The sequence below is a fragment of the Clostridium sp. ETTB3 genome (assembly GCF_053571985.1).
Window position 1 is genome coordinate 1,863,813 of record NZ_CP199832.1, and the last position, 19,868, is coordinate 1,883,680.

Below are 19,868 nucleotides of genomic sequence, written 5' to 3' on the forward strand. Positions count from 1 at the left end.
TTATTCACACCTTCCATACTCCTTTAATTTCTTACTATTCATTTTATAAACATTATTCATAAGTTCTTCTCTAAAGCTTCCAATTGCTATGTCATTCTTATCAGCTAATTCCCCACTTAATCCCATTGTAAGTATTCCCATAGCAACTGCTTCTATTTTTTTTAAATTATCAGTTTGTCCTAAACTTACTAACTTATCATAAGTACCTAAATAGCTTCCTATTAAGCTTCCAGTCATACAGCCAGTTCCTGTAACACTTTTTAATTTTGGAGTTCCATTAAATATTTTTATAACATCATTGCCATCACTAATAAAATCTACTTTTCCAGTAGCAACAACTATACACTCAAGTTTTTTAGCTACGTTTTTAATAACTTCTGAAATATCTTCTCCATCATCAAATGAATCTACGCCTTGTCCTCTTACATCCAATCCTCCAATGAACTTTATTTCTGCAACATTGCCTTTTATAACATCAAACTTTATTTCATTTAAAAGTTTATTTACAAAATTTATTCTTGTTTTAGTTGCAAAAACACCTACTGGATCCAATACAACAGGCTTATTAAATTTATTAGCTGCCTTTCCAGCTTTAACAAATAACTCTAATCTACTTGAATTCATAGTACCAATATTAATTACTACTGAACTAGCAACACTAACTATTTCTTCAACCTCTTCATCAGAATAACTCATTAAAGGACTTGCCCCTAATGCAAGTGTTATATTTGCACAATCATTTATAGTAACTTCATTTGTATAATGTAATACTAAAGGATTTATTTCTTTAACTTTATTTATTAATTCAAACATTACTTATTCTCCTTGTTTAATCCTCAAATTTATAAAAATGATTAACAGGTCCAACCCCTTTACCAATATCAAAGCTATGTGCTATTGCTTCTGTTATATACTCTTTGCTTAACTTAACAGCCTCAGCTATGTCATAACCTAATGCTAAGTGTGAAGTTATTGCTGATGATAAGGTACATCCTGTTCCATGTGTATTTTTCTTATTTAATCTTTCTTGTTTATAAATTTCAAATGTATCTTTTCCTATTAATACATCCACAGCATCTCCTTCTAAATGCCCACCTTTCATTAACACAAATTTAGGACCTAATTCTAATATTTTTTTCCCTGCTTCCTTCATATCATTTACATCATTTATTTTTATTCCTGTAATTTCCTCTGCCTCTAGAGTATTTGGAGTAATTATATAAGCCATTGGTATAAGTTCTTCAATTAAACTTTTCTTAGCTTCTGGCTTTAATAATGAATATCCACTTTTAGATATCATAACAGGATCCACCACTAAATATTTAGGCTTATATTTCTTTAAAGTATTTACAATAGTATGAATAATTTCTGGACTAGATACCATACCTATTTTTACTGCTGCTGGTGTTATATCTTCAAATACAACTTCTATTTGCCTTTCAATTATTTCCTTACTTAAATCTTCAACAAGAAAAACTCCTTGTGTATTTTGAGCTGTTATTGCAGTAATAACACTCATTCCATAAGTACCTATAGCACTAAATGTTTTTAAATCAGCTTGTACTCCTGCTCCTCCTGAGGAATCAGAACCTGCAATTGTTAATGTTGGTATTTTGTAATTTCTCATTTTTCTTCTCCTTTAAACTTTAAATTTTAAGTAAAACAAAGTAACTATCACTCATTTAGTTCATGATATTAAAATTATAAATTTTAAATCTTAAACTTAATTACTCTCACTAACCTTACTATTTCAAAAATTAAACTTTCATAATACATAAAAAAAGCTATATTCCTTACTGGAATACAGCTATTTCATTTAAAATTATATTAAAAATCTTCCTAAGTAAAATAAATATAAAACATTTTTATATTGAAATATTTTAAGTTAAATTTAATAGGTTCATTTTTAGTATACATCAACAAGCTTTCCTACGCCGGCATTATCCAGATCAGGTACAAGGGTTAATAATAATTTATTTCTCAGCCTTTCGGCACCCCTAGCATTTTATTTAATTCTTATATACTTATTATATTATTTAGCTACCTTTTGTCAAGATTTACAATTAATACATTCTATTATATTATATTTTATTTGTTTTAAACCTCATTAAATTTATTTATCTACATTTTTAAACTATACTCCTTAAAATTAATCTTGCAATTTTTGCTTATCTTTATTATCATATACCTTAATAACTATAAGATAATAATTTTATTAATGAACATAAGGAGGTTTTTATATGTCAAGAAAAGCTGCATTTTTCGATATAGATGGAACAATTTACAGAGAAGGACTTATAACTGAGGTTTTTAAAAAAATAATAAAATATGACCTTGTAGATGAAAAAAAATGGTATAAAGAAGTAAAACCTGCTTATATTAATTGGGACAAAAGACAAGGTGATTATGATACTTACCTTTTAAAGATGGTTGATGTTTATACAGAAGCAATATTAGGATTAGACAAATATCATATAGATTATATTGCAAAAAAAGTTATTGAACAAAAAGGTGATAGAGTTTATACATTTTCTAGAGAAAGAATAAAGTGGCACAAAGAACAAGGGGATATTGTTATTGCTATTTCTGGTTCTCCTATTGAATTAGTTAAAGAAATGTCATCGAAATATAATATGGATGATTATAGAGGGACAATTTATGAATTAGATTCTGAAAATAAATATAATGGTAACATTATTCCAATGTGGGATTCTGAAAGCAAGGAAAAGGCAATAAAAGAACTTTGCGAAAAATATGATATTGATTTAAGCCAAAGTTATGCTTATGGAGATACTGCTGGTGATTTCACTATGCTTAAATCAGTTGGTATACCTTTTGCAATGAATCCAACTCGTGAACTTATTTCTAAAATAATGGATGATGAAGAATTAAAGGAAAAAATTAATATTATAGTTGAAAGAAAAGATGCAACTTATAAATTAGATGTAAATTCTCTTACTCTTATATAAAAAATAAGGGGCTGTCGTACTAAAAATTTTACACACAACATATTGTTTTAAAAAATAAAAATCAACACAATATATTGTAATATTTATTCTTAATGCGACATCTCCTTATTTTTATCTTTTTAAAATTGATGTTTTTAACATATTAATTTGTGCATCTCTTAACTTCATAGAATAATTTATTATTTGGCTTCCTATAACTAAAATTATAAAAGTAGACTTAAAATCAATTAATAACATATAAATAGCACCTAACCAAATTAATTGCGCCATGCCATTTGATTTTATTTTACTAAAAATTCCTCTTATTACAAAAGTAAATGAATCCTTTAAAACAAAGTATATTACAATTACTCTTATTGCCATAATAACAGTTTTAAAATAAACAAATTTAAATTCAAATCCTGTTAAATTTATTAATTCTGTTAAAATTAAATATATTATTCCAAAATAATAAGTTTTTTTACTACAACAAATATATGAACCATATCTTTTAAAATTTTTAATTATCATATACTTTTCAGTACAATTTTCATTTAATATCATAAGCTTTTTACCAATGAGTAAAGCTCCAACATAAACTATTAAAATAGTACTCATTGGCATCATTGCTACAAAAATATTAAATGCCATTGCCATATATTCACTTCCTAATGGAAATAAATCTCTATAACTGTCAAATTCCTTCATAAAACTATATCCAGTTAATTTAGAAAAATATATGTCTATTAATACCATTATAAAAGTTCCTAAAATTGCTGAATAAAATAAATCATCAAAAATTGTTTCCTTTTTTCTAATAAAATATCCACAAATTAATCCCATTAAAATACCTTGGCTCATCCAAATTGCTGATGCAACATCACCTATTACAAATGTTACTATAAGTAATGAAGTAATTGAAGAAAGTAAAGTATGTCTTAAATCAAGTCTCATATAAATAAGGCATACAAAAAGTGGTACAACCATATCTAAATAAAGTGTATATGCTATTCCTGTATAAATTGCTATCATACTTGAAACTACAAATAATGCTGATAACATTGCTGATTCTGTTAATTTTTTTGTATTCAATTTACATTCACCACACTTAATCTTACTGTATCTTTAATTATTATACTCTTTTCTTTAGAAGTTAAAAGTAAACTTTTCTTAAATTTTATTTTTTTTAGCTTTATAATAAATATTCAATCCCTCAAATGTTGGCTTAACACAATTCTTAATACAATCTTCAACATAATCCTTTAAAACATAAATACTCATAATTACACCTCTTTTTAAGACATTTTTAATTATTTATGTTTTAATATATGTAATAGGAGTTATGTAAATGACTAAAAATAAAAAAAATGAATAATTTTCCAAAAAGTAGATAATCTAATATTAAAGGAGGTTAACTTTAATGTTGATTATTTTATTTGATATTATTTTATTTATTTTTAGAATTATTTTTAACCTTTTAAAATTTATAATAAAAATCACAATTGGTATATTAGCTTTTATCTTAACTAAATCTTTTTTAAGATTCCCATTTTTGCTTTTTACCATAGGTTTTTTACTTCATATAAACTTTAATACATTAGCTACTATTTATTTTTTATATTTAGTTCACTTATGTGCACTTAAGTTTAATATATATAATAAAATATATATAGATTTAAGCTATTGTTTTAATAAACTTCATAATTGCCACAAAGTTTATCATTGTTTAAAAAGCTTAAAAAATGAAAGTATTGTATTAAATAACCTTCATTTAGAAGATAATGATGAAGACAGTTGTTATATTGATGATTTAGTAATAACCAATAGTTGTATTTTTATAATTAAAACTTTAAATTATCCTTATGATGATTTTTTAAAGACTAAATATTTTAATAAAGATAAATTAAATAATGAAAGCTTCAATAATGATTATGTACTTGATAATAATATATTAAATAAATTATCAAATGAATGTATTAAATGCTACAACATTTTATCTGAAATCCTATCTTTTGATATTCCAATTACTAATGTAATTGCACTACCTCAAGATAAATTTGTTGTAGCACAAACTAAAGATATCAATACATCAATTGTAAATGCAAAAGATTTACCTTATTTTATTAAAAATAATATAAGCAAAAATAATAAATATTCTCCTTTAGAAATAAAAGAATTACTACTTCAAAATAAAAGTTGGAGCTTTGATATTGTATTTAATAAACTTTTTAACTTTATTAACCATAGCAAATTAATTATTTTATTTACTTTAACTTTTACTATATTTTATTATATTTATATAACATTTGTAACATACATCTTCTTTAAGTTAGTTAGGAGTTTGTAACAAGTAGTTTGGAGTGAGTAGTTAGGAGTTTTTAGTTATGGTTGAAACTCCTTATGAAACTAAGCTAGTAAGCTTAAATTACTGACAAGTGACTTTGATAGTGGCAAGTGACAAGTTATGGTTGAAATTCCTTAGGGAATTTCTTAAAATATATTTTTTTTAAATTCATCCTAAGCTAAATTTATACCTAAACTTGCCACTTATAACTTAAAATATATTCTCTAAAATTCAGCCCAAGCTGAATTTTTTCCTTAACTTGTCACTTGTAACTTGCCACTGTTTCTATCCTAGCATTTCATACCCATCCATATTAGCTTGTTTTACTATTTTATTATATACCTCTTTTATTTCATCAGCATTTTTATCAAATGCTACTGCTTCTACTAATGCATCTAAAACAACAATAATTTCATCTTTATTTAAATTAATATCCATATAATCTACCCCTTAAATTAATGTTTTTTACTAATCATAATAAACTTTTCTATATCTTCTTCAATAGTTTTTAAAGAATTCTTCCAAAATTTCTTATCATGAATATCAATTCCAACCTCTTTAGTTATGTCTGCAATTTTATTTTTTCCTGTTATTGATAATAATCTTTCGTACTCACCTACAAAATCTGATCCCTTTTTAAGATATTCAGCATATAATCCTTTTGCAAATAAAAGTCCAAAAGCATATGGGAAGTTATAATAATTATAATTTGCATCATAATAATGAGGTTTCCAAGCCCACATATATGGATGTAAATAATTTTCATCTAATCCATCACCATAAGCTTCTTTTTGAGCATTTAACATAAGTTTTTTAATTCTTTCAACAGTTAATGCACTTTCTTTTCTTTCCTCAAATACAGATTTTTCAAATAAAAATCTTGAATAAATATCTACAATTACTTGAGTACAATCTGAAATTTCTGTTTCTAATATAGATAATGCTTCTTTTTCTGTTGCATCTTTAATTGCCGCCTTTTTTATTATTGTTTCGCAAAATGTTGATGCTGTTTCTGCTATTGGCATAGGATAATTTGAATTTAATATAGATTCATTTTTTAAACATTCTCCATGGAATCCATGACCAAGTTCATGTGCCATAGTAACTACATCCCCAAAACTGCCTCCAAAATTTAATAATATTCTACTTTCTCCTAAAGTGTGAATACCTGCACAAAAAGCTCCCCCTACTTTACCTTCTCTTGGTTCAACATCTATCCAATCATTATTTATTGCTTTTTGAGCAAAGTTAGCTAAATCATCACTAAAGGTTTTAAAGTTTTTAACTATAAACTTTGATGCTTCATCATAAGTAAAATTCATATGTGCATTATTAATTGGTGCATATAAATCATAAAATGGAAGTCCATTTTTATGACCTAACATTTCTGCTTTTCTCCTTAAATATTTTCTAAATGCAGGAAGACTTTCTTTCATTGCTTCAATCATTGCATTTAAAGATTCCTCATCCATTTTAGAATTTAAAAGTGTTTCTTCTAAAGGAGACTTATATCCCCTTATATCACAAACAGTTAATACTTCACCTTTTATTCCATTTAAAGCTGCAGCTACACCTTCTTCAACTTTCTTATATGACTTTATTTCTGCTTCATAAGCTTTTTTTCTAACTTTTTCACTTTTATCATAAGCCATATTTAAAACAACTGTAAGAGGATATTCCTTTACTTTCCCATGCTCTGATATTTCAACAGTTAAAGATGAAATTAAATTATCCTTTAACTTGCTCCAAGCATTTGAGCCTGTATTTTTCATATTGGCTATTATGTTTTCTTCTTTTTCACTTAATAAATATTTGCTATCTTGCGCTATACTATTTAATAAAAATTTATGTTCTTTTAACAGTTCTGATTTTTCTATTAGTAAATTTAAGTCTTTTAATCCGCTTATATATCTTTCAATTTTAGTAGAACCCTCAACTAAATATGTTAATTTCTTTTCAAATATGTCTGAATTCTTTAATGCTTCTGAGTCTTTAGTATTTACACTAATACTTAATTCTATAAACACCCCAAGCTTACTTATTAATTCATTTAATTTAATACTTTTCTTTAAATATTCTTCTAATTTTACTATTACATTCTCATAATCTTTAGTTGCTTCATCAATCCATTCATTTATACTTGATATTTCTTCAGTAAGATTATTCATATCATTTTTAAATTCATTACTTCCAAATGATTGATATAATTCTTTTAAACTCCAATTTAAGCTCATCTTATTTCCTCCCTTTAATTTAAATACTTATATTAATTATATACTTATAGGTCAATTTTTTCCAATAAAAATATTATTTAAATATTTTTATTAAAATTATATTATTTTTTTACATTTAAAGTTTAAATTTATCTTATAAATAATTAAACATTACATTAAACCTCTTTAATATATTATCCCAATATACTTAAAATTGATATTTTATATAACCTATATCTATAATAATTCGACTATAAAAGCTAAAAATAGTTTAATATTCCTAATATTACATTTATAATAAATATTGTTAATTTTGACAAATAAAAATAAAGGGGAATTTTAAATCATGAGGATTTCAACAGTAATACAACTTGCAATGCAATATATACTAGTAGGAATTATAGGTTCAATCTTTGTTATTGGTTTATTTCTAATAGGTTACTTTTTAGTTTATAAAAAGCTAATGAAAGGTTCTAAGAAATTAAAACTAAGTAAAATAGCACTATGTAGTATATTTTTAATTTATATAACTGTAGTGCTTGGAGCAACAATTGGAAGTAGGTTTTCTAATTATTCAAGTGTAAATTTACACTTGTTTAGTTCATATAAAGATGCATATAATAATTTTTCTTTAGGAGAATGGAGAAATATAATTCTTAATATATTAATGTTTGTTCCAATTGGATTTTTACTACCATTACTTTTTAAAAAATTCCAATGTTTTTATATAACTTATTTAGCTGGCTTTTTCCTAACATTATTTATAGAAATTCTACAACTTATAACTAAAAGAGGAATATTTGAACTTGATGATATTTTAAATAATACTTTAGGATGTGCCATAGGATATGGAATAATAATGATTTTCATATCATTATTTAAAAGAAAAAAATCAAATCAAAAACATACTGCTTTAATTACAGCATTTTATCAAATTCCATTAATAATAAGCATTATTTTTATTAGTGTACTATTTATAAATTATAATAAGCAAGAATTAGGTAATTTATCTATTAACAATAACTATAAAGTAAATATGTCAAAAATAAATTTACATACTAAGTTAAATCTTGATAATGAATTTAAAAAAGCATATGTTTATGAATCGTATGTTGGAAGTAAAGAAGATGCTATAAATTTAGCTAACAAAATTTTTTCTAAGTTAAATACAAATATAGATGAGTCACAAAATAATGAATATGATGATACTATAATATTTAAATCTGAAAAAGGTGATTATTCTTTATGGGTAAATTACAAGGGTCTTACAACTTCGTTTATTAGTTTTAAACAAACAGAAGCTAAGGGTAAAGAAAAGTTAACTTATGAGGAAGTACAAGCCATATTAAATGAATTTGATATTGAATTACCTAAAGATGTTGATTTTAAAGATAATGGAGATGGAAATTATTCAATTTCACTAGATATGGTTAAATCAAAAGATATGTATATTGATGGAGATCTAATTTGTACAATAAATGAAAATAATACAGTTTCCAATTTTACTAATAATGTTATTTCTTATAAGCCATATAAAGAATATGATATTTTATCTTTACAAGAGGCATATAATGAAATTTTAGCAGGTAATTTTAAATTTGATGCTATGCCAAATAAAATTTCTAATATAGAAGTTATAGATTCTAATTTAATTTACCTATTAGATAGTAAGGGCTTTTATCAACCTGTTTATGATTTTACAATAAATATTAATGAAAACATTAATCATATATACATATGTGCTTTAAAATAAAAATGGACAATTAAATTATATGCTCCCATTATAGTAAACAGTTAAAATAATAAGACTGTCTACTATAATGGGAGCATATTACTTTGTCCACTTTTAATATTTTATTATCAACTATAATTTAAGCTAATTTTTCATCTATATATTTTAAAAAATTTTTTTGTTCATCTTCATTGTTAAATGCTCTTTTAGGAATATTTAGTGTTTGTGCTGAAATTAAGTTAATAAATATATTATTTTCTGTTACAATAATATCATCTATAAAATTCCATTGAATTTTACTATACATCCCTTCAATTTCTTCAATTATTCCATCTTCTTGTAAAGTTATTTTAGTTTCTCTTACTTGTTTTATAGATTTAGAAAATTCCCTATTTACTAAATCTACAATTGTTTTTTCTCTTCCTCTATCAACTATACTATCACTATATGAAAACCAAATAATTAATAATATAGTTGCTACCACTAACACAGGTATATAAAATGGTGATACTATCCTTAATAAATAAAATGTTAATGCTACTATAAGAAATGCTATTGATATTTTATATCGAAATTTAGCTTTTTTTAAACTACTAATATCATCATTCTTTAATCTTAGTAATTCTAAGTAATCATCCATGGTCATTTTAAAAATTATATGCAATATTAATTCCTCCTCTTCTCTTACATGTAAATATATTGTATAATTAGTATATTATATATACAATTAAAATAAAAGGGGATTTTTATGAATTATAGTAATAAAATAAAATTTAAAGATATAAAAGTAAAAAATAGTAAATTTAAATTAACAATTGTCAACATTATGATATTTATATTAACTATTACTGCTATTCTTACTGCTTCATATAAGGATAAGATTAAGCCTACAACTTTAACATTTAATGATGTTAATAAGTTACTTATGGATTACACAGTTACAAATCCTATTCTTTATGAAAAAATTAAAAAATTTATGCCAGAAGAAAATTTTTATATTAATAATATTAATATAATAGATAGTGAATTTGTAAATTTTAATACTATTAATGCACCTATTTCTATTACTTTAAATTATCCTACAGGAACAGTAAATTGTTTTGCTACTGCTGAAATTCAATATAAATATAAAAAGGGATGGTTTATAAAAGATTTTATTAATGTTAAAACTGATAATTTTATTCCTTTATTTTCTGCTGGTGATATTTTATTAGATACACTTATTAATGCAGTTTATTTTGGAGATGGATTTTCATTTAATAATGTTAATTATGAATACACTAAAAGTTATATAGATTCACTTTATGTTATATCTGAAGAAGGAGATACTTCATCTACTTTAGTTAAGGTTGGTTCTTTTAATACTGGTAGAAATGTACACTTTTCTGCTATCCTTTCTTACAACTTTAATGAAAATACATGGGAACTTCTAGATTTTCAACCAACTGCCTATACTTATTAAATATACTTATCTTAATAAGTAGAAAAATTAAATTTTATAATAAAAAGTATGTTCCTAGTTAAACATACTTTTTATTATATATTTTTTCATGTAATTTTAAAGCAATTTTAATATATTTTAAAAGCTATATTTTTTACAATAAAATACTATAACCAAATCTACTTTATTATTTTAAATACTGAAAATCATTATTATCATTAGTCTTATAAATTCATTTTTTTGGTTTTTTACAAAAAAAAAGAAACTGATATCAAATTTTTATATCAGCCTCTTTCTTACTTAATTTTTATTTTGTCATTTTAACTTGAAGTCTTTCAATCCATCCTTTGTTATATTTTAATGAAATATAACCAATAACACTCATTATAAATGCTCCAACTGCATCTACTACTAAATCCATCATAGTATCTGCTAAAGCAGCTCTTCCAATTAAAGGAGTTCCATTTTCTAATGCAAATTTTTGCATATTAAGTCCCAATAATCCATCAAATGTATATTCATAAAATTCCCAAACAACACCTAATGTTACTGCAAAACAAAATGAAAATAATGCTACAAAAAGAGGACTTAATTCCATTGGTACCTTTTCTGTTTTATTTAATAAAGTAACAATTGAAAAACCTAAAGCACCTATCATTGCTCCACTAAAAGTATGTAATATATTATCCCAATTTGAAATATTATAATAAAAACTTTTAACTTCTCCTAAATATATTGCTGCATATAAGAATATAGTATATAAAATTATCATATATGATGGAATTGTAATTTTAAACTTATTTTCCAATAAAGTTGGCATCATCATTGCAACTATACCTAATATACATTGAGATAACATTAATGCATAATCACTTTTTAAACGTACAAAAGGTTCTGCTGGATCTGCAACTGTTGGCGCATCTTTTATTACAAAAATTAAAAATATAGCTGTAGAAATTAAAGTAATTAATACAAAATATCCTATTACCTTTTGCCAATTAATTTTCTTCTTCATTTTACTCTCCCCATTAAAATATTATTTTTAAGTATATATATTTAAATACTCATTTTATATTATATCATGTAAAAGATAAAATAATATATTATCTTTTCACTAATTACAATTAATTCTTGTTAACTTTTTTAATTTTACTATTTACATGAAATAAAATTTGGTATATTATAATATTAATTTAAATTTAAAATACATAATCAGCACTGAAGGAAAGAGTAATTTAAATGATATCTTTAAGCGAGTAAGGGATGGTGTAAGCCTTATAAGATTAGTTTTTATGAAAAACATTCCTGAGCTTCTAACCGAACAAGTTGAGTATTAAAAGAAACATTCTCTTTTTTATGTTAGAGATATATAAGTTCCATTTGCCAAATTAAAATTTTCATCTCTTTAAAAGGAAACATTTCTTCCTTTTGTCAGAGATGTAAGTTCGATTTGCCAAATTAAAATTTTCATCTCTTTAAAAGGAAACATCTCTTCCTTTTGTCAGAGATGTAAGTTCGATTTGCCAAATTAAAATTTGGAATCTCACTTAACTAGGCTTAGACGGGGTCTTACCGTTATAATGGAACAGTCTTAAATTATTTATTAATTTAGCACTGATTAAGAGGCTTTATGCAAATTAGGTGGTACCGCGGAAGTAACCTTTCGTCCTATTAAATTAGGATGAAAGGTTTTTTTATATTATTTAGGAGGTTATTTTTATGACAAAAGAATTAAAATCTAAAGTTTTCATTCCTGAAAACTACAAATCAAATTTATCATTACTTGAAACTGAAATAGCTATAAAAAAAGTTAAGGATTTCTTTGAAAATAAGCTTGCTGAAACCTTAAATTTAACAAGAGTTTCTGCTCCACTATTCCTTGAAAATAGTTCAGGTTTAAATGATAACTTAAATGGAATAGAAAGACCTGTCAGCTTTGATATGCTTGCTATTAAAGATAGTGAAATAGAAATAGTACATTCTCTTGCAAAATGGAAAAGATTTGCTCTTCATAGATATAATTTTCAACCTGGATATGGTTTATATACAGATATGAATGCAATTAGAAGAGATGAGGAATTAGATAACTTACATTCTATTTATGTTGACCAATGGGATTGGGAAAAGGTAATTACTAAAGAAGAAAGAACTGTTGATACTTTAAAAAGCACAGTAAAAAAAATATTTTCAGTATTTAAGGCTACTGAAGATTTTGTATCTAAACAATATCCCTCAATAGAAGAAAAAATCTTACCACAAGAAATTACTTTTATAACTTCTCAAGAATTAGAAGATTTATATCCAAATCTTACTCCTAAAGAAAGAGAAAATGCAATTTGTAAAAAATATAAGGCAGTATTTATTCAGGGAATTGGTGATATATTAAAATCTGGTGAAAAACATGATGGAAGAAGCCCTGACTATGATGATTGGACTTTAAATGGAGATATTTTATTTTATGACCCATTATTTGATTCAGCAATTGAATTATCTTCTATGGGTATAAGAGTTGATAAAGAAGCTTTAGTTTCTCAATTAAAAAAGGCAAATTGTGAAGATAGATGTACTCTTCCATTTCACAAAGCATTGCTTGAAGATAAACTTCCCCTTACTATGGGTGGTGGAATTGGACAATCTAGGATTTGCATGTATTTCTTAAGAAAAGCTCACATAGGCGAAGTACAAGCTTCTATTTGGGATGAATATACTCATAAAAAATGTGAAGAAGCTGGAATAGAACTACTTTAGTTAGTTGCAAGTGGCAAGTTTCAAATTAATGTATAAATTCAGCTTAAGCTGAATTTAATAAATATGTTTTTCAAAAACTCACTAAGGAGTTTTCTCATTAACTTGTCACTTGCCACTTATCACTCTAAACTAAAAATGGGATGTCGCATTAAGAATAAATACTACAATATATTGTGTTAATTTTTGTTTTTTAAACAATATATTGTGTATAATTTAGTGCGACAGCCCATTTTATATTATTCCAGCAATAACTCCTCCGCCAACAACTTTGTTTCCTTGGTAGAAAACAACTGATTGACCTTTTGTTATTGCTCTTTGTTTTTCTTTAAAGCTAACCTTTACCTTACCATCTTTTAAAGGTGAAATAACTGCTTCTGCTGGTTTACCTGAATATCTAACCTTAGCTTCTACTGTTACTGGTTCTTCTAACTTATCAAATGCTATAAAATTAACATCTTTAGCAACTAAATCAGTCTTAAATATATCCTCTTCAGGCCCTAATACAACTTCATTAGTTCTAGGATTAATATCAGTTACAAATACAGGTCTTCCAAGAGCTATTCCTAATCCTTTTCTTTGACCTATTGTATAATAAACTATTCCTTTATGCTGACCAAGTACATTTCCATTCTTATCAACAAAGTTTCCTGGAACAACTTCTAATGGTCTAGCTTCACTTATGTATCTACCATGATTATTATCTGGTATAAAGCAAATTTCTTCGCTATCCTTTTTATTATAAACTGATAATCCAATTTCCTTAGCAATTTCTCTTATTTTATCCTTTGTATATCCTCCACAAGGCATAAGAGTATGAGCTAATTGTTCTTGAGTAAAATTATATAATGCATATGTTTGATCTTTTCTATCATCATCAGAACGTATTAATTGATATCTCCCATTTTCATCTTGCTCTATTTTAGCATAATGTCCAGTTGCAACATAATCTGCACCTATTCCTTGAGCTTTTCTTAATAACTCATCAAACTTTAAATGCTTATTACATGCTATACATGGATTTGGAGTTTTGCCATCAATATATTCTTGAACAAAATAATCAATAACCTTTTCTTTAAAGCTATCTCTAAAGTTCATTACATAAAAAGGTATTCCAATTTTATTTGCCACTCTTCTAGCATCATCTACAGCTGAAAGTGAGCAACATCCACCTTCTCTTTCTGTATAATCCTTATCTTCTTGCCAAATTTGCATTGTAACACCAATTACATCATAACCTTGCTCTTTTAAAAGGTAAGCAGCAACGGAGCTATCAACTCCGCCACTCATACCTATAACTACTTTTTTCCTCTTTTCCATTAAAATCACACCTTAAACTTTATTCGTGTCCGTGTACTGCATCATGTAATTCATCATGGTCTGTTTCTTCGAATTCCCAACCTTCAGTGCTTAATCCAGCATTTTTTCTATAATCATTAATTGCTTTGTGTATAGCTTCTTCTGCTAACACTGAACAGTGCATTTTTACTGGTGGAAGTCCATCTAAAGCTTCAGCAACAGCCTTATTTGATAATTCCCAAGCTTCCTCTAAAGTCTTTCCTTTAATCATTTCAGTTGCCATTGATGATGAAGCAATTGCTGATCCACATCCAAATGTTTGGAACTTAACATCTTGAATAATGTTATCTTCTACCTTTAGGTAAACTCTCATTATATCTCCGCACTTAGCATTTCCAACTTCTCCAATACCGTTTGCGTCGTCTATTTCTCCTACATTTCTTGGATTTCTAAAATGGTCCATAACTTTATCTGTATATATCATAATTATTTTTCTCCCTTCTTAACAAAATCACTCCATAATGGTGACATATTTCTAATTCTTTGAATAATTCCAGGTAATACCTCTAAAACATAATCAACATCTTCTTCTGTTGATCCATCTCCTAATGTTAATCTTAATGATCCATGAGCTAATTCATGAGGAAGTCCTATTGCTAAAAGTACATGTGATGGATCTAATGAACCTGATGTACAAGCACTTCCACTTGAAGCACATATTCCTTCAAAATCTAAAGATAATAATATTGATTCACCTTCTATATAAGTAAATCTTACATTTACATTACCAGGTAATCTCTTCTCTCCTCTTGGTCCATTTAAATAAGAATATGGAATTCTTTCTAAAATACCATCTATAAGTTTATCTCTAAGAACTGAAAGCTTCTTCATATGTCCTTCTAAATCTTCAGTTGCTAACTCTATTGCCTTACCTAATCCAACGATTGAAGCTATATTTTCTGTACCAGCTCTTCTAGCTCTTTCTTGACCTCCACCGTGAATTAAATTGTCTACTCTAACACCTTTTCTTATGTATAAAGCACCAATTCCCTTTGGCCCATATACTTTATGACCTGCTAAAGATAAAAGGTCTATATTCATTTCTTTTACATCAACTGGAACATTTCCTACTGCTTGAACTGCATCTGTATGGAATAATACTTTTCTTTCTCTACAAATTGCACCAATTTCTTTTACTGGTTGAATAGTTCCAATTTCATTATTTGCAAACATTATAGATACTAATATAGTTTTATCTGTTATTGCATTCTTTAATTCTTCTAAATCAATAAATCCTTCTTCATTAACATCTAAATAAGTTACTTCAAATCCATTTTTTTCTAAGTATTCACAAGTATGAAGAACAGCATGATGTTCTATTTTAGTTGTTATTATATGATTTCCTTTTTTTCTATGTGCTGATGCAATACCTTTAATTGCCCAGTTATCTGACTCAGATCCACCACCTGTGAAGTAAACCTCATTCATATCACAATTTAAAGCTTTAGCGACTTGCCCTCTTGCTTTATCTATCGCCATTTTAGTTTCTCTTGATATTCCATAAAAAGATGATGGATTACCAAACTTTTGTGTGAAATATGGCATCATTTCTTCTAAAACTTCTGGCTTTACATAAGTGGTAGCCGCATAGTCCATATATACTGTTTTCATATATTATTCACTCCTCTGTAATGTTAACGCTTCATTTTTTTCTTTAATTTTATTGTAGTCATCTACTATATCTTGTAATGTTATGCCTTCCATAACCTCATCTATACTACTTTTTATTTTTGTCCATAAAAGCCTAGTTGCACAACAATCTATATTATTACAAGCAACCCCTTCAATACAATCAGCAATCTCTATAGGCCCTTCAAGTACATACATTATATCAGAAACCTTAATATCCTTTGGCTCTCTTCCTAAAATATAGCCTCCTTGAGCACCTCTTATACTATTTATAAGCTTTGCTTTCCTAAGTGGAGAAAATAACTGTTCTAAGTAATATTCAGATATTCCTTGCCTTTGTGAAATAGTTTTTATTGATAGAGGAGAATCTCCATAATGTATTGCTAATTCAACCATGGCTTTTACTCCATATCTTCCTTTAGTTGATAATTTCATTTTCTCACCCCTTATTCAGACTTTTTTGCTCTACTTTATATTTATATCATACTAACTTACTCTGCTTTTGTCAACACTGAAATTATCTTACATTGCAAATTAAATTCAATTTATTTATGTAAACTTTTAGCACAATTTATTGTGAACTACTTTGCTTTATAAAAGCTATGAATCTTTTAATAAATATAATGAATAGAGGCTACCGCACTAAAACTTTTATACACGATATATTGTTTTAAAAAATAAAAATTAACAAAATATACTGGTTAATGCGACATTCCCAATAATCCCATATCTTTATATAATATTAAAATTTATTAATTACCCCTCAAGCATTATTTCTAATATTTCTTTATCAGTTTCCTTCATTCCTTCTTTTCCAAGTCTTCCTACTGCAGTTATTGTTTTTTCAATATTTTCTTTTAATATTCCTGTATTTGCTACATAGCTTTTATCTTCCATAGCAAGATAATGCGCCATCATACCAGCATCAACGCTTGTTGCAATTTTAGCTGCACAAGATGCCTTTGCTCCATCACAAACTATTCCTGAAATATTTGCTAATGTATTTGTAACTGTTTTATTTATTTGCTCTAATGTACCACCTTCTAAATATGTAATTGCAGCTCCACTAGCGCATCCTGCACTTACTGCCCCACAAAATGCTGAAAGCCTTCCTATTCCTGTTTTTTGGTGTATAGTAATTAAATTTGAAAAAACTAATCCTCTATATAATTCTTCTTCTGTTAATCCTTTTTCCTTTGCATATATTATTACTGGAATAGAAGTTGCCATACCTTGATTTCCACTTCCTGAATTTGTCATAACAGGCAATGAGCATCCACTCATTCTAGCTTCTGAAGCAGCTGCTGCATAAACCTTTAACTTAGTAATAATTGAATTTGGATAACACTTCATAAGCATTTTGCCTATCCCTACTCCATACTCTCCATTTAATCCTTCTTTTGCAATTTCTATGTTATAATTTATTTGCATGTCTAACAATTCTTTAATATGTTTTATATCCACAGTATTTGCAAATTCAAATATATCATTAACATTTAATATACTTCTATCAATAAATACTCCTAAATATTTACTTGGGTCTTCATTTCCTTCAAATAATACTTCCCCATTTTTAATTACCTTAGATATATTATTGTGAGCATATTTTATTTCTACTAATGCACTTTCATTTCCATTGTATACTTCCATTACTATATGTAATTGAATATCACTTTCTAATCTTTCAACAAAACAATATTCTTCATTCATAAGCTTATTTGCTTCTTTTATATGTTCTTCTTTTACCTCATTAATAACTTCAAGTTCCTTACTTGAATCACCTGCTAAAACACCAATAATTGAACTAGCCTTAATTCCAACTAAATCTCCTGTATTAGGAACTGTTACACACATTGCATTTTTTATTATATTTCCACTACATTTTGCTATAACCTTTTCTGGCATTTTCCCTAATACTTCTCTTGCTTTTGCAGCTGCATATGCAATTGCAATTGGTTCTGTGCATCCCATTGCAGGCACTAATTCTTCTTTTAAAATTTGTAAATAATCACTATACTTCTTTTGTTCCATCATTTGTTCCCCCATTTAATTATTAAATTATTATCTATAAATATAAAAATGTAAACTTCTCTCAATCTATTGTTAACTATTTTATTGCCTTTTCATATTATTGATTATTATTTTTTAATCTTATCCCAATAATCTTTTATAGCTTTTTCAAATTTATTATCACCATATTCATAATAAATTTTGTTATTAATATTTTGTGGTAAATACTGTTGTTTCACATAATGATTTGGATAATTATGTGGATATTTATATTCAACTCCCCTACCCATTTTACAAGCTCCACTATAATGTGCATCTTTTAAATGATTAGGTATATCCCCTATAGACATATTTTCTAAATCATTTAATGCTGCATCTATTGCCAAACATGCTGAATTTGATTTTGGACTTGTTGCTAAAAGTATTGTAGCTTCTGCAAGAGGAATTCTTGCTTCTGGAAATCCTAACTCTCTAGCAGAATCAACTAATGATTTTACAATCATACTAACTTGTGGATAAGCAAGCCCTATGTCCTCTGCAGCAATTACCTGCAACCTTCTACATATAGAAATTAAATCACCAGCTTTAATAAGCCTTGCTAAATAATGAATTGCAGCATCAGCATCGCTACCACGAATTGATTTCTGAAACGCACTAAGTATATCATAATGTGAATCACCATCATTATCATATGCAATTACCTTACTTTGAGTTGAATCTTTTACAGTTTCTAAATCAATTACTACAACTTTATCACTATTAGGTTTAGTTGAATTTAAAGCTACTTCTAATCCATTAATAGCTTTTCTTACATCTCCATTACAATATGCACATAAATAATTTATTGCTTCAGGCTCAACTTGCAATTTTATTTCATTATATCCTTTACTTTTAATTTCAATTGCCCTATTTAAAGCTTTTTTTATATCATTTTCTTCAACTGGCTTAAATTCAAAAATAGTTGATCTTGAAAGTAACGCTTTAAATATATAAAAATATGGATTTTCTGTTGTTGATGCAATTAAAGTTATTCTACCATCTTCTATGTATTCTAATAATGATTGCTGTTGTTTTTTATTAAAATTTTGAATCTCATCTAAATAAAGAACTACACCATTAACACCTAAAAATGTATCTAATTCCTTTGTTATTTCTTGAATATCTTTTAATGAAGCATTAGTTGCATTAAGTTTATAAAATATTTTTCCTGACTTTTCTGCAATTATATTAGCTACTGTAGTTTTTCCTACCCCTGGAGGGCCATAAAATATCATATTTGAAATTCGTCCACTTTTTACTATTCTATCTAAAATTTTATTTTCTCCTAATATATGCTCCTGACCAAAAACTTCACTTAATTGTTTAGGCCTTATTAAATCCGCTAATGGCTTCATCTTTTCACCTCAAAATAACTGTTTTATCTAAAGTATAACATAATATTATAATT

The 19,868-nt window shown here is 26.4% G+C and carries 18 protein-coding genes and 1 riboswitch; of the genes, 5 read left to right on the top strand and 13 right to left on the bottom strand.

Annotated features, from left to right (window positions below):
* Positions 1-813: a hydroxyethylthiazole kinase gene (thiM, locus tag ACUN06_RS09185; RefSeq protein ID WP_449389685.1), complete on the bottom strand. Its 813-nt coding sequence runs from the start codon at positions 811-813 to the stop codon at positions 1-3.
* 16 nt (positions 814-829) lie between these two features.
* Positions 830-1,627: a bifunctional hydroxymethylpyrimidine kinase/phosphomethylpyrimidine kinase gene (thiD, locus tag ACUN06_RS09190; RefSeq protein WP_291732334.1), complete on the bottom strand. Its 798-nt coding sequence runs from the start codon at positions 1,625-1,627 to the stop codon at positions 830-832.
* Positions 1,628-1,909: 282 nt separating this feature from the next.
* Positions 1,910-2,009: riboswitch (TPP riboswitch) on the bottom strand.
* A gap of 231 nt (positions 2,010-2,240) precedes the next feature.
* On the opposite strand from thiD, the gene ACUN06_RS09195 reads away from it, so the two are divergent.
* The gene (locus ACUN06_RS09195) at positions 2,241-2,969 is read left to right on the top strand and encodes an HAD family hydrolase (protein ID WP_291732336.1); all 729 of its coding nucleotides are present in this window, start codon (positions 2,241-2,243) and stop codon (positions 2,967-2,969) included.
* Positions 2,970-3,080: 111 nt separating this feature from the next.
* Here the strand turns inward: ACUN06_RS09195 and ACUN06_RS09200 are convergent, their stop codons facing one another.
* Positions 3,081-4,040 carry a DUF2232 domain-containing protein gene (locus tag ACUN06_RS09200; protein ID WP_449389686.1) on the bottom strand — a complete coding sequence of 320 codons (960 nt, stop codon included), beginning with the start codon at positions 4,038-4,040 and terminating at the stop codon, positions 3,081-3,083.
* A 328-nt stretch (positions 4,041-4,368) separates the two neighbouring features.
* On the opposite strand from ACUN06_RS09200, the gene ACUN06_RS09205 reads away from it, so the two are divergent.
* On the top strand, positions 4,369-5,295 hold the full coding sequence (locus tag ACUN06_RS09205; RefSeq protein ID WP_449389687.1) for an NERD domain-containing protein: 927 nt from the start codon (positions 4,369-4,371) through the stop codon (positions 5,293-5,295).
* Positions 5,296-5,577: 282 nt separating this feature from the next.
* Here ACUN06_RS09205 and ACUN06_RS09210 read toward each other — a convergent pair whose 3' ends face one another.
* Together ACUN06_RS09210 and ACUN06_RS09215 are read right to left on the bottom strand one after the other, a co-directional pair.
* Complete coding sequence (locus ACUN06_RS09210; protein ID WP_291736068.1) at positions 5,578-5,730, bottom strand: hypothetical protein; 153 nt, start codon at positions 5,728-5,730, stop codon at positions 5,578-5,580.
* Between the two features lie 17 nt (positions 5,731-5,747).
* Positions 5,748-7,526, bottom strand: a complete 1,779-nt coding sequence (locus tag ACUN06_RS09215; RefSeq protein ID WP_449389688.1) for a M3 family oligoendopeptidase — start codon at positions 7,524-7,526, stop codon at positions 5,748-5,750.
* A gap of 325 nt (positions 7,527-7,851) precedes the next feature.
* Here ACUN06_RS09215 and ACUN06_RS09220 point away from each other — a divergent pair, with 325 nt between their 5' ends.
* Entirely contained in the window at positions 7,852-9,258 is a 1,407-nt protein-coding gene (locus ACUN06_RS09220; protein ID WP_449389689.1) for a VanZ family protein, read from the top strand.
* 118 nt (positions 9,259-9,376) lie between these two features.
* On the opposite strand, the gene ACUN06_RS09225 is transcribed toward ACUN06_RS09220, so the two are convergent.
* Positions 9,377-9,901, bottom strand: coding sequence for a YcxB family protein (locus ACUN06_RS09225; RefSeq protein WP_291736063.1), 525 nt, complete (start codon positions 9,899-9,901; stop codon positions 9,377-9,379).
* Between the two features lie 84 nt (positions 9,902-9,985).
* Here ACUN06_RS09225 and ACUN06_RS09230 point away from each other — a divergent pair, with 84 nt between their 5' ends.
* A complete protein-coding gene (locus ACUN06_RS09230; protein ID WP_449389690.1) occupies positions 9,986-10,699 on the top strand; it encodes a hypothetical protein in 714 nt (237 codons plus the stop codon).
* Between the two features lie 286 nt (positions 10,700-10,985).
* Here ACUN06_RS09230 and ACUN06_RS09235 read toward each other — a convergent pair whose 3' ends face one another.
* On the bottom strand, positions 10,986-11,693 hold the full coding sequence (locus ACUN06_RS09235; RefSeq protein ID WP_294125892.1) for a hypothetical protein: 708 nt from the start codon (positions 11,691-11,693) through the stop codon (positions 10,986-10,988).
* 704 nt (positions 11,694-12,397) lie between these two features.
* On the opposite strand from ACUN06_RS09235, the gene asnA reads away from it, so the two are divergent.
* Positions 12,398-13,426 carry an aspartate--ammonia ligase gene (gene asnA, locus ACUN06_RS09240; RefSeq protein WP_294125894.1) on the top strand — a complete coding sequence of 343 codons (1,029 nt, stop codon included), beginning with the start codon at positions 12,398-12,400 and terminating at the stop codon, positions 13,424-13,426.
* A 231-nt stretch (positions 13,427-13,657) separates the two neighbouring features.
* Here the strand turns inward: asnA and mnmA are convergent, their stop codons facing one another.
* From mnmA to ACUN06_RS09270, 6 genes are all read right to left on the bottom strand, one after another.
* Positions 13,658-14,743 carry a tRNA 2-thiouridine(34) synthase MnmA gene (gene mnmA, locus ACUN06_RS09245; protein ID WP_301953800.1) on the bottom strand — a complete coding sequence of 362 codons (1,086 nt, stop codon included), beginning with the start codon at positions 14,741-14,743 and terminating at the stop codon, positions 13,658-13,660.
* Between the two features lie 19 nt (positions 14,744-14,762).
* Positions 14,763-15,206 carry a Fe-S cluster assembly scaffold protein NifU gene (gene nifU, locus ACUN06_RS09250; RefSeq protein WP_294367354.1) on the bottom strand — a complete coding sequence of 148 codons (444 nt, stop codon included), beginning with the start codon at positions 15,204-15,206 and terminating at the stop codon, positions 14,763-14,765.
* Between the two features lie 2 nt (positions 15,207-15,208).
* Positions 15,209-16,393, bottom strand: coding sequence for a cysteine desulfurase NifS (gene nifS / locus ACUN06_RS09255; protein ID WP_294367352.1), 1,185 nt, complete (start codon positions 16,391-16,393; stop codon positions 15,209-15,211).
* A 3-nt stretch (positions 16,394-16,396) separates the two neighbouring features.
* A complete protein-coding gene (locus ACUN06_RS09260; RefSeq protein WP_412217973.1) occupies positions 16,397-16,846 on the bottom strand; it encodes an RrF2 family transcriptional regulator in 450 nt (149 codons plus the stop codon).
* A gap of 321 nt (positions 16,847-17,167) precedes the next feature.
* A complete protein-coding gene (locus ACUN06_RS09265; RefSeq protein ID WP_449389691.1) occupies positions 17,168-18,445 on the bottom strand; it encodes an L-cysteine desulfidase family protein in 1,278 nt (425 codons plus the stop codon).
* Between the two features lie 104 nt (positions 18,446-18,549).
* Positions 18,550-19,815: a replication-associated recombination protein A gene (locus tag ACUN06_RS09270; protein ID WP_449389692.1), complete on the bottom strand. Its 1,266-nt coding sequence runs from the start codon at positions 19,813-19,815 to the stop codon at positions 18,550-18,552.
* Positions 19,816-19,868 lie beyond the last annotated feature (53 nt).